The 13,375-nt window shown below is 59.9% G+C and carries 15 protein-coding genes; 6 read left to right on the forward strand and 9 right to left on the reverse strand.

Features of this window, described 5'->3' with window-relative positions; all coding sequences use genetic code 11:
• Positions 1-20: 20 nt before the first annotated feature.
• Together KHO30_RS24315 and KHO30_RS24320 are read right to left on the reverse strand one after the other, a co-directional pair.
• On the reverse strand, positions 21-1,436 hold the full coding sequence (locus tag KHO30_RS24315; protein WP_211702582.1) for an MFS transporter: 1,416 nt from the start codon (positions 1,434-1,436) through the stop codon (positions 21-23).
• 146 nt (positions 1,437-1,582) lie between these two features.
• On the reverse strand, positions 1,583-2,314 hold the full coding sequence (locus KHO30_RS24320; protein ID WP_200653324.1) for an enoyl-CoA hydratase/isomerase family protein: 732 nt from the start codon (positions 2,312-2,314) through the stop codon (positions 1,583-1,585).
• A gap of 112 nt (positions 2,315-2,426) precedes the next feature.
• Here KHO30_RS24320 and KHO30_RS24325 point away from each other — a divergent pair, with 112 nt between their 5' ends.
• Together KHO30_RS24325 and KHO30_RS24330 are read left to right on the forward strand one after the other, a co-directional pair.
• Complete coding sequence (locus KHO30_RS24325) at positions 2,427-3,209, forward strand: GntR family transcriptional regulator (protein ID WP_200653325.1); 783 nt, start codon at positions 2,427-2,429, stop codon at positions 3,207-3,209.
• A gap of 15 nt (positions 3,210-3,224) precedes the next feature.
• Entirely contained in the window at positions 3,225-3,776 is a 552-nt protein-coding gene (locus tag KHO30_RS24330; protein ID WP_093646108.1) for a DinB family protein, read from the forward strand.
• Positions 3,777-3,864: 88 nt separating this feature from the next.
• Here the strand turns inward: KHO30_RS24330 and KHO30_RS24335 are convergent, their stop codons facing one another.
• The gene (locus KHO30_RS24335) at positions 3,865-5,031 is read right to left on the reverse strand and encodes a porin (protein WP_093646106.1); all 1,167 of its coding nucleotides are present in this window, start codon (positions 5,029-5,031) and stop codon (positions 3,865-3,867) included.
• Positions 5,032-5,470: 439 nt separating this feature from the next.
• On the opposite strand from KHO30_RS24335, the gene KHO30_RS24340 reads away from it, so the two are divergent.
• Both KHO30_RS24340 and KHO30_RS24345 read left to right on the forward strand, forming a co-directional pair.
• Positions 5,471-6,253, forward strand: a complete 783-nt coding sequence (locus KHO30_RS24340) for an alpha/beta hydrolase (protein WP_211702583.1) — start codon at positions 5,471-5,473, stop codon at positions 6,251-6,253.
• Between the two features lie 145 nt (positions 6,254-6,398).
• The gene (locus KHO30_RS24345; RefSeq protein WP_211702584.1) at positions 6,399-7,064 is read left to right on the forward strand and encodes a c-type cytochrome; all 666 of its coding nucleotides are present in this window, start codon (positions 6,399-6,401) and stop codon (positions 7,062-7,064) included.
• Positions 7,065-7,429: 365 nt separating this feature from the next.
• Here KHO30_RS24345 and KHO30_RS24350 read toward each other — a convergent pair whose 3' ends face one another.
• The 3 genes from KHO30_RS24350 to KHO30_RS24360 form a co-directional block, all read right to left on the reverse strand.
• A complete protein-coding gene (locus KHO30_RS24350; RefSeq protein WP_211702585.1) occupies positions 7,430-8,002 on the reverse strand; it encodes a GNAT family N-acetyltransferase in 573 nt (190 codons plus the stop codon).
• 77 nt (positions 8,003-8,079) lie between these two features.
• Positions 8,080-8,538: an NUDIX domain-containing protein gene (locus tag KHO30_RS24355; protein ID WP_211702586.1), complete on the reverse strand. Its 459-nt coding sequence runs from the start codon at positions 8,536-8,538 to the stop codon at positions 8,080-8,082.
• Positions 8,539-8,648: 110 nt separating this feature from the next.
• A complete protein-coding gene (locus tag KHO30_RS24360; RefSeq protein ID WP_211702587.1) occupies positions 8,649-9,521 on the reverse strand; it encodes an AraC family transcriptional regulator in 873 nt (290 codons plus the stop codon).
• 221 nt (positions 9,522-9,742) lie between these two features.
• Between KHO30_RS24360 and KHO30_RS24365 the strand changes: the two genes are divergently transcribed.
• Positions 9,743-10,201 carry a cupin domain-containing protein gene (locus KHO30_RS24365; RefSeq protein ID WP_093646096.1) on the forward strand — a complete coding sequence of 153 codons (459 nt, stop codon included), beginning with the start codon at positions 9,743-9,745 and terminating at the stop codon, positions 10,199-10,201.
• Positions 10,202-10,258: 57 nt separating this feature from the next.
• Here the strand turns inward: KHO30_RS24365 and KHO30_RS24370 are convergent, their stop codons facing one another.
• On the reverse strand, positions 10,259-11,092 hold the full coding sequence (locus KHO30_RS24370) for an oxidoreductase (protein ID WP_211702588.1): 834 nt from the start codon (positions 11,090-11,092) through the stop codon (positions 10,259-10,261).
• Positions 11,093-11,186: 94 nt separating this feature from the next.
• Here KHO30_RS24370 and KHO30_RS24375 point away from each other — a divergent pair, with 94 nt between their 5' ends.
• A complete protein-coding gene (locus tag KHO30_RS24375; protein ID WP_211702589.1) occupies positions 11,187-12,158 on the forward strand; it encodes an AraC family transcriptional regulator in 972 nt (323 codons plus the stop codon).
• Positions 12,159-12,222: 64 nt separating this feature from the next.
• Here KHO30_RS24375 and KHO30_RS24380 read toward each other — a convergent pair whose 3' ends face one another.
• Both KHO30_RS24380 and KHO30_RS39580 read right to left on the reverse strand, forming a co-directional pair.
• Entirely contained in the window at positions 12,223-12,723 is a 501-nt protein-coding gene (locus KHO30_RS24380; protein ID WP_211702590.1) for a DoxX family protein, read from the reverse strand.
• Positions 12,724-13,068: 345 nt separating this feature from the next.
• Entirely contained in the window at positions 13,069-13,371 is a 303-nt protein-coding gene (locus KHO30_RS39580) for a VF_A0006 family four-cysteine protein (protein WP_266210533.1), read from the reverse strand.
• Positions 13,372-13,375: the final 4 nt, after the last annotated feature.

Consider the following 13,375-nt stretch of genomic DNA (forward strand, 5'->3'; position numbering starts at 1 on the left):
AGAGATCAATTCCAGGTGGTTCACTTGAGAGACGATGCATGCGCATCGGCGCCCGGCGCGTCGGTGCGCATCGCATCGCTTGCTTGCAGGTTGGTGGGCTGTAGGTCTTCGAGACGCTGGCCGGTCGGCTCGACGCCGAGCCACGCAACCACGACGATCTGAATGACGAGCAGGCCGATCATCAACGCCAGCACACCGACAATGCCGTGCTGCGCATACAGTGCGACGACGATAAACGGCGTGACGATAGTTGCGCCGCGACCCAGCGTGTTGCAGATGCCCGATGCACGCAGCCGGACTTCGGTCGGAAAGAGTTCCGGTACGTAAATCGCGAACAGTAGAGCGACCAGCACGTAGATCGGAATGGTCAGTAACAGGCCGACAAGGGGCAGCAGCAGCGGATCCGAAACGAACGGATAGATCGCGCCGAACACGATTGCAGCGAACGACGCGCCGATGATGGTCGGCTTGCGGCCCCACGAGTCCGCCGTCAATGCGCCGATTGCGGAGCCGATTGGCGCGCCGAGCGACATGACGAGTGCGAAGCCGAACGACTTCGCGATGCTGAAGCCCTGATGCACGAAAAAGGTCGGCAACCAGGTGACGAAGCCGTACAGCAGCGTATTGATGACGACGAGGGTGACGCAGCCCACGATCATCCGTTGCAGCATCGTGCCGCTGAAAAGCGATCCAAACGATAGCAAGGTTGCCGCTTGCCCGGGCGTCTTTGCCACAACAAGCGGCGGCAGCGGCTCGCCGCCGCGCGCTTCGATGACTTCGCCTTCGATGCGATTCAGGATCGCGTCGGCTTCCTCATGGCGACCGACGGAGTCGAGCCAGCGCGGCGACTCGGGCAGCGACTTGCGCGCATACCAGACACCTAGCGCGCCGAAGCCGCCGAGCACAAACATCGCGCGCCAGCCGAACGCGGGGATCAGCAGCAAACCGATCAGCCCGGCGACCGGCAACCCGGACACGACGAACACGGCCATCAGTCCTTGCAGCTTGCCGCGTTTTTGTGGCGGCACGAATTCGGTCAATGTCGAATAGCCGACGACATTTTCCGCGCCGAGCCCGAGGCCCATCACGAAGCGGCACGCGATCAGCACGCTCATGTTCGGCGCGAGGGCCGCACCGAGCGACGCGAGTCCGAACACCGCAAGATTTGCCTGATACGTGAAACGGCGGCCGAAGCGGTCGCCGAGAAAACCGGTGCCAAGCGAACCAAGCATCATGCCTAGAAAGGTTAGCGACACGAACAGCGCACTCTGGCCGAGTGTCGAGAAGCCGGTTTTGAGCGTTGCACCGAGCACGGTCGACGCGACGTAGATGTCGAAGCCGTCGAAGAACATGCCGATGCCAATCAACCACATGATGCGCCGATGAAATCCCGACATCGGCAAACGGTCGAGCCGTGGCCCTGCGTTGACGTTCATGTCTGTCTCCTGTCGACCGAGTTAGCGCTTCGGCACTTACTCTTGTCCCATGCAAGATGCTTGCTGCCGGCGTGCTGAAGAAACGCAAGCTTTCCCAGGACAAGTCCGCGCGCGCCATGTACGGACTTCGCTGGGTGAGCTCGCGCTCAGCGGCCGTGCATCAGTCGCAGGCTCGTGACGGTCAGCATGTCGGTCGCGCTGCGGAAGTTCTGTTCGATCGGGCTTTCTTCCGCCGCCTGAAAGAACGCCTTGCACTGGCGCACGCCCGCGTCGTCGAGCGCGAGGATGCGATCGGTGAGGGCGTCGGCGTCGCTGCGCAGCGCAGCAGGCTCGCAGACCTGCGTGATCAGCCCCGCCTGCAACGCGGCGGCGGGCGTCAACGTGTCGCCGAACAACACCATCGGAAACAGCGTCTTCGGCAAGGCGTAGCGGCCCACATAGGCCATGATCGCGGCGGGCGGCAAGCCCTTGCGCATCTCGGGAAACGCGAGCGTCGCGCGTGACGACACGAGCGTGAAGTCGCACAGAATCGCGAGTCCGAAGCCGAAGCCGTGCGCATCGCCATCCACTTCCGCTATCGAAATCATCGACGTGCCGCGCACGAGGCGCTTCAGTTCGATCAGCCGCGCGACCTCCGAACGGATCGACACGGCATCGCGCCCGGCGCGCTCGCGTCCGGTGCAAAACACGTTGCCGGTCCCGCGGATGCGCAGCACACGCGCGCTCGGCTCAGCGGCTTCGCTGCGTAACGCCGCCGTCATTGCCTCGAACATCAGGCCGGAAACCTCGTTACCTGCGTCCGGGCGATTCAGCGTAAAACTCAGCACGTCGCCCGTTCGCTCGATCAAAACCGGCTGCGGGAATGAACTGCGATCCATAACTTCTCCTGTGTCGACCGGTGTGGACGCTTCAGCGCTTACGCCTGTGTCGTGCAAGTCATTGCGGGTGTATAATCTGTATACAGCGTATTCACATGATCACGAGGTGTCAATGCCTTCCAGTAAAACTGCAATGAAAACCGCCGAAGCCGCCGCACCGAAGCAGGCGAAAGGGGCACACGCAGGCGCACATTCGCTTGACAAGATCGCGAGCAAATATCACTCGCGCATGCGCACCGTCGATGCAACTAGCGACTCATTGAGCGAAGGCGTCGTGGTGCCCGCGTTGCGCGAGGCGATCATCGAGGGCGTGCTTGCGCCGGGCAGCCGTCTTTCAGAAGTGCAGGTCGCGAAGCAGTTGAACGTAAGCCGCACGCCGATGCGCGAGGCGTTCGCGCAACTCGAACGCGAGGGACTGGTGACGGTGCTGCCGCGTGTCGGCGCGTACGTGCGTGCCGTGACGCTGCGTGACGTCGAGGAGATTTACACGGTGCGCGCGGCGCTCGAATGTCTTGCCGTACAACTCGCGTTGGAGCGCATCACGACGCTCGGCACCGCGCAACTCGACGACGTGATCGAGGCGATGCGAATGAGCGTCGATGCCGGCGATCCGGTGGGTTACGTCGAAGCGCTAGACCGCTTCTACACAATCGTGATGACGATCGCCGACAACCGCACGCTGCAGGACAGTCACGCAGGATTGATCGGACCTGTGCGCCGCTTGCGGCGCATTGCGATGGCGCGTGGCGGCCGTATGCAGGCGTCGTTCAGTCAATCGGTCAAAATTCGCGATGCCATTGTTAACCGCTCGTCGAACGTGCAGGAGTTGATGCGCGAACAGCTGGCCGGCGCGTGTCGTGCCGCGCTGGACGTGCTGAACGACGCGAGCGAATAGTCAAGGAAACGAGTCATGCTTAATACGCAAACCACCCGCATTCTTTCGCGCTATAAAACCTGGGCCGACAACGTGCTATTCGATTGCATCGAAGCACTGCCGCCGGATGAAGCCGTCAAAACGCGGCAGACATTGTTCAAGTCGATGATCGGCACGCTGAATCACATTTACGTGGTCGATCTGATCTGGAAGGCGCACCTCGAACGCAAGGAGCACGGCTTCACGGCGCGCAACGTGGTCGTGCATGCCGATTTGCGCGACCTGCGTCGCGCGCAACAGGACATGAACGCGTGGTTCGAACGCTGGGCGGATGAACAGACCGACGCGTCGCTGGCTGAAGTGCTGTCGTTCGCGTTCATATCAGGCGAGCGTTCGGCAATGTCGCGCGGCGCGATGTTCATGCATCTCGTGAATCACGCTTCGTATCATCGCGGGTGGGTTTGCGAAATGTTCTTCGACGTTCCCGCCAAACCGCCCGCTACCGATCTGCCTGTTTTTCTTACGGCCCATCCGGAGTCCAGTTTCTCGCCCCCTTCCCCCGCGTCACACGATCAGGTGAACGCGTAGTACGAGGTGGCCTGGCAAATCGACCGGACGCACGCTTGTAAAAGCGTGCGTGCGCAGGGGAGGGTGTGCTTGGGTTGACACAGTAAGACTAGAACTGATGCCGGATTCCGACACGAGCGACCGCTTGATGACGATTCGAAGAAGGCGACAAATCGGCGATGTTCGCGACCGCCGCGTGCCCGGTCGAGTCGTCTCCGCTCACCGTCTGCCATGCGCCTGAAATATAGACATCGGTGCGCTTGGACAGCTTGTGATTCACACCGGCGGAGAGCTGATTGTATTTGGCGCCCCCAATGGTTTCAGTCACTGCGTTCCCCTTCAGGAAGTTGTATGCGGCTCCCACCGACCAATCCGGGGCAATCAGATACTGCAGGCTGACTTCCGCGTCGTTGAAATCCGCACTGCTTTCGCTCAGCGCGGCAATGTTCGAATAGCGAATATTCGAATAGGTCGCGCCCACGACGACGTGTCCGAACGTATATGAACCGCCTGCCGCTACGACCTGGTACGTTCTTGCCGACGCATAGCCGCTGTAGATCGGGCTCGCGGTCAGCCCGTTCGACGTCGCGGTATCGGTTGGGTTGCTCCCGAACAAGGACGCCGCCGGATTGTTGACGTGTGAATATGCCACGGACATGCCGAGCGGGCCTCTCATAAAATGGGCTCCGAAAGAGTAGGCCTGGTTGGTTGCAAGCGAGCCTGGCACGCCGCCAAAGCTATAGAGACTTTCGAATCTTAAACCGCCGTAGTCGGGGCTCTGGTACTTGATCGAATTGTTCTGGCGACGTGTGAAGTTGAAATTGTCGAGGTCACCGGGATGTGCGGCGTGATCCGAGCCAAGATTTGAATCGCCGAACTCGTATATTCCGACGTAGTCGATGACGGGATCATATTGCCGCCCGAGCGTCACGGTGCCATACCGGTCGCTCGACAAACCGACAAAGGCCTGTCGGCCAAATTCATCGCCTCCTTGCGCGAGATTTCCGGTGTTGAGTTCAAAGCCGCTCTCGAGCGTGAAGATTGCTTTGAGGCCGCCGCCGAGATCTTCGGATCCTTTGAGTCCCCAACGGGACCCATTCAGACCGTTGTTGGCATCGAGCCGAAACAGCCTGCCGCCGCCTTTGCTGCCGGCAACAGGCGCGTTGCTGATTGCTTCGAAGCCCTCATCAATGATGCCGTACAACGTAATGCTGCTTTGCGCATGCGCGGCAGGGACAGATACAACAAAAGCACACGTCACCAGGACTTTTTTCATTAACGAACTCGCAGGATGCCGGCGTCGCCCGCAGCGCGTGGAGAGCGCAAGCAGGTCCGACAATGCCGAAGCGGAAGAAAGAAAAATCAAAGGCAATGGACGAAACGAGCGCCGACCCAATTTATTCCGCAGACTTTTCAGAAAGTGAGTCAGTGACAGTTCGATCAGTACGTCAGCTCCCCGGCTCGACCTGCATCAGCCGTTCGTGCTTGTCCAGATGCAATGGCTCCTTGCAGACGTCGACTCATAAAAAACTTTGCAGCGAACGGAATGTTTGTGCAGGGACTGTGTTTGCACCTTCGTACACCAGAATCCAGCGCCCGCTTGCAGTCGTACGCATCGACGGGATGATTGACTGGGTATGGCTCGTCTTTCGACTCGCCATTGCGGCTGAGCGAAATTCGCGAATCTCATCCTTCACATACCTCGGAGAAGTCTCATGAAGTTGAATTCGTTTGTCCTGGCCGGTTTCGCCTGCGCCGCGCTGCTGAGCGCAACGACGTCATTCGCGCAGGACAGCACCGCTGCTTCGTCCGCACCGATCAAGAACGTCGTGCTGGTTCACGGGCTGTTTGCAGATGGTTCGAGCTGGGGGAAGGTGATTCCGCTGCTTCAGGCAAAGGGCCTGCACGTGACGGCGGTGCAGAATCCGACGACTTCGCTCGACGCGGACGTGGACGCGGTCAAGCGCGCACTTGCGCAACAGGATGGCCCGACGCTGCTAGTCGCGCACTCGTACGGCGGGATGGTGATCAGCCAGGCTGGCGATGATCCGAAGGTGGCCGGTCTCGTGTACATTGCCGCGCGTGCGCCGGATGCCGGCGAGGACTATCCGGCACTGACGAAGAAATTTCCGGCCGCGCCCGCATCGGCGGGGCTTCAGTGGTCGGCCGACGGCTACGGCCAGCTATCCGAGCAGGCATTTTTGAAAGACTTTGCCGGCGATCTGCCGAGGGCTGAAGCAGAGAAGTATTATGCGGTTCAGCAGCCGATTGGCAAGGCGATCACGATGGCGAAGACGACCGTCGCTGCATGGCACGACAAGCCGACCTGGTATGCGGTGTCGACTGAAGATCGGACCATCAACACCGATCTGGAGCGCTTCATGGCGAACCGCATGCACGCGCATACGATCGAGCTTAAGTCGAGCCACGTGTCGCTGCTGTCGCATCCGACTGAAGTGGCAAATCTGATCCTCGAAGCGACCGGCGAGCAGAAGTAAGGCGACGCTTGCAGACAGGCCGGTCATCGCCCTAGATAACAGATCCGTAATCCGCTTGACGCTCGCCGGTCAGAATCATCCCGGCAGAATCGTCCCATCGCGTCGTTCACGGGACGCTTGTTCAAAGCATAGCGGGAAAATCACGATGATCGGTCCACGTTCTGTCAACATGTTGCGCGCCGGCTTGCGTCCGCTTTCGGTTGCGGCGCTCGTCGGTTTCGCGAGTACCTGTCATGCACAATCCGCAGTGAGTGTGCATGACACTGCCAATGGGACGGAGGCTCCGTCCATCGCAACCTGTGTCGCGTGCCACGGCGCATTGGGCGCCGGCACTGTAACCGGTGGGCCGCGGCTCGCCGGCAAAGATCCGGATTATCTCGCGCACGCATTGTCAATGTTCAAGGCGGGTACGCGCGCAAGCGCTGTCATGCAGACGGTTGCACTCACTCTTTCTGATAGCGAGATACGCGAGCTCGCAAATTTTTTCTCGAAGCAGGACCCGCCGCTTGCCGAAGGTGCGCCGCCGCAACAAAGCCTGGTGCTGGCCGGCAAGCAGCTCGCCGAGATGGGTGCGGGATCCGGCATTCCCGCCTGTTTCAGCTGCCACGCGGCCGGCGGCAAAGGCAACGGCGCGCGCTTTCCGAGCATTGCGGGCGAACCGGCGGCGTTTGTCGTTGCCCGGCTACACGAATTTCAGGCGCGCGCGAAGGGGAAAACGCCGGCGCCGGGAACGATGACAGCCGTCGCGGCCACGCTGAACGATGCGCAGATTGAAGCGGCTGCGGCTTACCTTTCGGTGACCGGGCCTTGACGACCGGCAATGCGTGATCTACGCGTCAACACGGTGTTGATTGGCGTTGCAACTCCATGCCTAACAGCGTTTGCGACGGGTTTCCCGTACCGCAACCCATTCCCGTTGTGTCGAGTACATATGCAATTTACCGTGTGGCGTAATGTCGCCGTGGTATCCGGTCTGCTAATGATGCTTGCCGGCTGCACCGTGAGCAGCGACGGCTCAAATTTGAGTGCCGCGCAGAACCCGCAGCTACCTGAATCCTATCCTTGCCAAAGCTTGCACGTTAAGCCGATGACCTGTCCACCCGGATAGGAAGGCACCGACCGCGTTGGCTATCTCGTCGGTAGTGACGCGTTCGGGTGGGGGCAAGGGAGCCCGTTTCAGCCTGTGGTCGATCCTGACTGCAACGGCTTCCATTCCCGCCTGAGAAGCCCATACACGCGGGAATCCGATACCTCGCCGTCCACAATGCAATCTTCTCGCAGTGTGCCTTCGCGGACAAACTGGAGCTTCTCCAGCACTTGGCCCGACGCCGTGTTGCGCGTGTCGGTCTCGGCCTGAACACGGTTCAGGTCCAGCGTGTCGAAGGCCCACTGCAACAAAGCGCTTGCGGCTTCGGTGGCGAAGCCTTGGCCCCATGCCGTTTCATCGAAGCAGTAGCCCATCTTCGCGCTGCGGTTGTTTGGATCCCATTTCATCAAACAGCACCAGCCGATGAATACACCGTCGACGGCACGCTCGATGGCCAGCCGCGCGCCGGTGCCTTCCTGCTCAATCTGCCTGCAAACCGCGATGAAGCGCTCTGCTTGCGCGCGCTCCTTCCAGGGCGGTGCGTCCCAGTAGCGCAGCACGCGCGGATTGCTCTGCAGTGCGTAGATGGAGTCCGTATCGGCCTCCGTGAAAGGGCGCAATAGCAGGCGAGGGGTATGCAGTGTCGGGCTTGGCAAAGACATGAGCGTATGTGTGTGTTGGTCAAGCACGGTGTGCACAGCGTTTTCGAGCCAAGATGTCCCGAAAGGAGAGGTGCCAACTAACTGCAGAAATCTTTGCGGAGATACGCAATGACCGCCCCTGTCAGCGCGATGCTGTGCAATTCCTCAGGCGATGCCAGATGCGTGGCGATAATCTCACGATTATCAAGCCGCAGCTCGGGTATGCAATCGAGGTGCAGTTCAAAGAAATGCACGCGGTCTCTTCGCCCGTCCCAGGTGCCATAGACGCTGCCTGCAGGGAGTAGTGTGTATGACGGCAGACCAATCTCCTCTTCCATCTCGCGCTGCGCCGCGGCATCAGGCGTCTCACCGGGATGGACACTGCCGCCGGGAAAATTCCACTCGGCCCGGTACGACGACTTCACAAGCAAGAGCGCCTGCCCGACGTAGATTGCCACTAGCGCGCCTTCATGGCGAGGTCGCCGAAGGTGCCACCAGGCGCGAGCGAGCGGGTATGCGATGCGAAGTGCGATGCGCCAGAGAGAGTCGATAAGCATAGCCGGTCGCACCCGTTACCTGAGGTAGTAGAAGTCGATGGATGTCGCATTGTCGCCAACTTCTGATCAGCGGTCCAGCGACCGTAAGGTCGCTGTCGCAGATCACCCGGTCACACGAGGGGAATGTAGATGTCGGTTTGCCACTGATCCTGCGGCGTTTCCGGAAAAATGCTCAGATAGTGAAAGAACAAGGGATGGTCCCGAAGTTCCTCTCCGCTTGCAGGAAGCCAGTCGCGATAGATCGGATAGATAGTCTCGCCGACGTGGTCGGTCGATCCGGTATGCCGAACCACGGCACATCGGCCGCCCGGAATGACGAGTTCGCGGATACCGTAGGCGTTCGACGCGACCGGCTCGTCGATTTCTCCGCAGATATCGAAACGAAATGCATCGGCCGGTGTCGTGTCCGGGTTATTGCGCGGGATACCAAAATTTCTGCTCGACGCAACCGGAGATTGCCCACTTTGCCTGCGCCAGTCGATGAACTTGCGCACGCTCTCGTTGACAAGCCCAGGCGGTCCGCAGTGTTCAAGCGCGGCGACACGGGTTTCAGAAAAATCGACAATTTGTACTTGCATGGTGAGTTTCCTTGAAAGATAGGGGACGACAAAAGTCGCACTCCAGATCTGCCAGTTCGGATGCTGCCGAAACGAACTCGGCGCCGTGCCGAATGCGCGCTTGAATGCACGACTGAAGGCTTCGGGACTGTCGAAGCCCGCGTCGAACGCGGCGTCGAGCACCGAGCAGAACTCACGCGAAGCCAGGCGGTGGGCAGCCCGACGCAAGCGCATCAGTTGCACGTAACGTGCGACTGGCACCCCCACATAGGCGGCAAACTGCCGATGAAAATGGAACTTCGAGAAGTTCGCAATGCGACTTAGCGCTTCCACTGACAGGTCGCCATCGAGGTTCGTTTCGATGTACGCGAGTACGGCATTGAAGCGCTTCGTGTAAGCATGAGTGGCGTCAACATGAGCTTGCATGGTCTGGGTATCTGGATTGTGCGACTGGCGTTATGGTCGCTCATGGTCGAAACATCGCGCCTAGCCGTTCTTGCTCAATCTCCGGACTACGGAAACTCGCGGAGATGCCTGCCTGTCACGGGTGATAGACTTTTCTACGCACCTCGGTGCGTAGCTAACCGAACAACGCCGCGCGAACAACGCCGCGAACAACGACATCACAATCTATTCGGAGCCATCGCATGATCAACGAACGACATACGGTCACCCGTGCCAGCCCCTTGTCCGCAGACGGGTTGTGGATCCCCGAAGGTCCGGGCAAGTGGTCGCGGCCGCTGCGCTTCCTGAAAGATGGCCGCGGCTGGGTGGAACTGATGCGTCTCGAGCCAGGTATCAAGCTCGGCCTGCACCGTCATACTGGCGAAGTGCACGCTTTCAACCTTGAAGGGCAGCGTCGCCTCTGTACTGGCGAAATTGTCGAACCCGGCGACTATGTGCATGAGTCTACCGGCAACGTCGACTGGTGGGAGGCGGTCGGTGACAAACCGCTGGTCGTGATGGTGGTGGTGATGGGCACTGTCGAGTATCTTGGCCACAATGGCGAGGTCAAACTCCGCATCACAACCGCAGATCGCCTTGCCGACTATCAACGCTATTGCAGCGAGGCGGGCATCGAGCCGCAGGATCTGCTCGAGCGCTGAGCACGGCGCCCCAGCGTGCAGATGCAGGCGCTCATGTCCTCCTGGCGCCTGCGGTCTTCAGCCATCAGTTGAGACCGTGACAGACTCCCAGTCACGAATCTCATTTCCCAACGCGGACAACTTGTCCCTAACGAGCCCGAGTGCATCGCTACCGAGCAAAAGATGCGTGGGAGGGTGGTCCGCGGCGATTGCTGCGAGCATCGCGCGTGCCGCCTTTTGGGGATCTCCCAATTGCTTGCCGCTCTTCTCTTCACGAGCTTTGCGGATGGGCTCGAAGATCGGGTCGTAATCCGCGATCGAACGAGGCGTTCGCGTCATCGAGCGACCCGCCCAGTCGGTGCGGAACGAGCCTGGCGCGACGGCTGTTACGGCGATGCCGAAAGATTTGACCTCTTTGCCAAGCGCCTCGGAAATGCCCTCCAGCGCGAATTTGCTGCCGCAGTAGTAGGTGATTCCGGGCATGGTGATATGGCCGCCCATCGACGTGATATTCAGAATGTGGCCATGTCTGCGCTCACGCATGAAAGGCAGGACGGCTTTCATCATGGCGACAGCGCCAAACACATTCACATCGAACTGTCGGCGCATCTCGGACAAAGGCGATTCTTCCATGACACCTTCGTGCCCGTAGCCGGCGTTGTTGACCAGAACGTCCACGGGTCCGACGGTCGCCTCAATTTCCGCCACGATGCCGTCGATGGCATCGAAGTCGGTCACGTCAAGTACACGTCCAAAAGCAGCTGTCGCGGACAGAGATTCGAAATCACGCTTTGCTTCCGCGCTTCTCACCGTACCGACGACTTTGTGTCCCGCCGCTAACGCCTCTCCTGCGAGTGCACGGCCGAAGCCGCTGCTGACGCCGGTGATGAGCAGAATTTTGCTGGATGCCATTGAAGCTTCTCCCAAATGGTGTCTGGAGAATGCATACTAGTCTGAGGGACGAGGCTGGCTAAGCCATATTCCGTTATTTTTCTTGCCTAAAACTATGAATGCGAAGCGGACCTCCACGCACAATCCGGATCTTTCCTCGGGAACCCAGAAACGCATGATTGCGTTGCTTCGCGCGTTGGCACCGCAGGAGGGCTACAACCTCACGGCGCTGCCGAGCGTGCGGATCTTGCGTTCAAACCGGCCTCTGTCACGCACGCCGGTTCTCTACGACCCCGGCATCGTGATCGTTTGTCAGGGCCGCAAGCGAGGTTATTTTGGCGACCAGCTCTATCTGTACGACGAGCGTCACTACCTGGCCGTGTCCGTGCCTGTTCCGTTCAGCATGGAAACGGAGGCAAGCCCGGAGCGCCCGCTGCTCGCGCTGTACCTGCACCTCGATTTCACATTGGCTGCCGAACTCGCCGTACAGATCGATCGTGAAGGCGCAACGGAACACGTGCAGGCGCCTCAGAGCATGATGTCGACGCCGATGGATGACGCGATGCAGGCGTCCGTGTTGCGCTTCCTTGAGGCGATGCATCGCCCGCTCGAAGCTGCTGTATTGGGACCTGGCCTGCTGCGCGAAATCTATTTCCGTGTGCTCACAGGAAAGCAGGGAAGCTCGATGCGTGAGGCTTTGGCGATGAAAGGGCAGTTCGGCCGGATAGGCAGATCACTGCGCCTCATCCATGCCGGCTACGCGCAGCCGCTGGACGTGATGCAGTTGGCAGAGGAAGCGGGAATGAGCCTTCCGAGTTTCCACAGCCACTTCAAGACGATCACGCACGTTTCGCCGATGCAGTATGTGAAGTCAACGCGTTTGCATCAGGCCCGCCTGTTAATGGTCCGTGAGGATTTGACTGCGGAGGGCGCGAGCCACGCAGTGGGTTACACGAGCGCGTCCCAGTTCAGCAGAGAGTTCAAGCGGCTTTTTGGCTTGACGCCAGCGGCGGAGGCGAAGCGTATGCGTGAGAGCTTTGCTGTTCCGGCTGCGTTCGATGATGCGATGTATGTTTCGTCGCACTAGCGCGCATAACGACGAAGATCAGGTACCTGGTCCGCAATGCCGCCCTCAAATTCCATCGCCCTTCCTATTGCCGCCTGCCGCGACTAAGCCAGCCATCGACGGAGAACGGTCCCGATCCCCCCATCATTAGCGCGGCAAGGCACGCAAGATAAAGCAGATCGGTCTCGTAGCCCGGCGGACCGAACTGCGGGCCGGCTGACGTGACGGCCATCAGCTTGATCGACAAGAACCCGTATGGAAGATGCACAGTCAGCGTCGCAACCATCAGCACCGCGATCATTGGCAGACTGACGAGCGGCACGAATGCGCCGGCGATGACCGCGAGACCCCCGACCAGTTCGATTGCGATGGTCGCCCACGCCATGAAGTGTGGTGCCGGCACACCGAGCGCGCGCAAAATTCCAGCAAATGCATCCGGATGCTTGACGATTTTTGAGTAGCCGTGCGCCATGAACCCGTAACCGACGATCAGCCGCAATGGCAAGGGTGCCCATCGCGCGAGGCTCCAGCGGTCCGTCAGCCAGGCGGGATCGGCGAAACGAAGCAGGTAGCGGACAGTGTTCATGCGCAAGGCCTCCTGATGAACGTTAGCAAAGAACAACGGGCGATGCAGGTGGGGTATGCCTCGCCCGCTCTCTTTGTAGTTCGTCGGGGATGGATGCGCGGTTACAGTGAGGCTGAATATTTTTTCTTGGCACGCGCCTGCGTTCCCTGTTGCCGGCCGCCTGCTGGTAACTGTCGGCTCAGAGAGGGCATGCCGATCCTCTTTGTTGAACTGAGGGCCAGCTTTGCGCGGCGAGTGGACGTTTGCGCACCGGCGACGAGGAGCCGCTCAGGACCGAACTCAGCCGGACGATGAGCGGCTCAGTTCGACCCACATGGGACATGTGGAGGCCCCGTTAGCGGACATTCACATCTGATTCTGACGTCGACACGCGTGCAGAATTTCGTTAACCGCAAATGCGTCTCTCACGCTCTGCACATTCTGCAAGACACACACGTGATACGACCTTTCGCGAGGTAAAAGCAGCGCGCCGTTTCTGTAAAGCGCATCGCACGAGTCTCTGATCGCGCCCGCCGCCATGCGACTCTGGCTGTTTCTCAGCGAGAGCAGAATGCATTGATCGTAATCTGGATTGTCGTTACCGAGCGCCAGCGCTGAAAGCGGCGAGGCAAGCGTGATCGAGAGAAGCAGATAGGCGACGTTGCGCATGGTT

Source organism: Paraburkholderia aspalathi (assembly GCF_905220735.1).
GTDB classification, from domain to species: domain Bacteria; phylum Pseudomonadota; class Gammaproteobacteria; order Burkholderiales; family Burkholderiaceae; genus Paraburkholderia; species Paraburkholderia aspalathi.

Excerpts from the sequence above, each read along its gene's own strand:
- KHO30_RS24370 (WP_211702588.1), bottom strand. The coding sequence starts at position 11,092 with ATGGCATCCAGCAAAATTCTGCTCATCACCGGCGTCAGCAGCGGCTTC.
- KHO30_RS24325 (WP_200653325.1), top strand. The coding sequence starts at position 2,427 with ATGCCTTCCAGTAAAACTGCAATGAAAACCGCCGAAGCCGCCGCACCG.
- KHO30_RS24345 (WP_211702584.1), top strand. The coding sequence starts at position 6,399 with ATGATCGGTCCACGTTCTGTCAACATGTTGCGCGCCGGCTTGCGTCCG.
- KHO30_RS24330 (WP_093646108.1), top strand. The coding sequence starts at position 3,225 with ATGCTTAATACGCAAACCACCCGCATTCTTTCGCGCTATAAAACCTGG.
- KHO30_RS24360 (WP_211702587.1), bottom strand. The coding sequence starts at position 9,521 with ATGCAAGCTCATGTTGACGCCACTCATGCTTACACGAAGCGCTTCAAT.
- KHO30_RS24365 (WP_093646096.1), top strand. The coding sequence starts at position 9,743 with ATGATCAACGAACGACATACGGTCACCCGTGCCAGCCCCTTGTCCGCA.
- KHO30_RS39580 (WP_266210533.1), bottom strand. The coding sequence starts at position 13,371 with ATGCGCAACGTCGCCTATCTGCTTCTCTCGATCACGCTTGCCTCGCCG.
- KHO30_RS24355 (WP_211702586.1), bottom strand. The coding sequence starts at position 8,538 with ATGCTTATCGACTCTCTCTGGCGCATCGCACTTCGCATCGCATACCCG.
- KHO30_RS24380 (WP_211702590.1), bottom strand. The coding sequence starts at position 12,723 with ATGAACACTGTCCGCTACCTGCTTCGTTTCGCCGATCCCGCCTGGCTG.
- KHO30_RS24315 (WP_211702582.1), bottom strand. The coding sequence starts at position 1,436 with ATGAACGTCAACGCAGGGCCACGGCTCGACCGTTTGCCGATGTCGGGA.
- KHO30_RS24350 (WP_211702585.1), bottom strand. The coding sequence starts at position 8,002 with ATGTCTTTGCCAAGCCCGACACTGCATACCCCTCGCCTGCTATTGCGC.
- KHO30_RS24375 (WP_211702589.1), top strand. The coding sequence starts at position 11,187 with ATGAATGCGAAGCGGACCTCCACGCACAATCCGGATCTTTCCTCGGGA.
- KHO30_RS24340 (WP_211702583.1), top strand. The coding sequence starts at position 5,471 with ATGAAGTTGAATTCGTTTGTCCTGGCCGGTTTCGCCTGCGCCGCGCTG.
- KHO30_RS24320 (WP_200653324.1), bottom strand. The coding sequence starts at position 2,314 with ATGGATCGCAGTTCATTCCCGCAGCCGGTTTTGATCGAGCGAACGGGC.
- KHO30_RS24335 (WP_093646106.1), bottom strand. The coding sequence starts at position 5,031 with ATGAAAAAAGTCCTGGTGACGTGTGCTTTTGTTGTATCTGTCCCTGCC.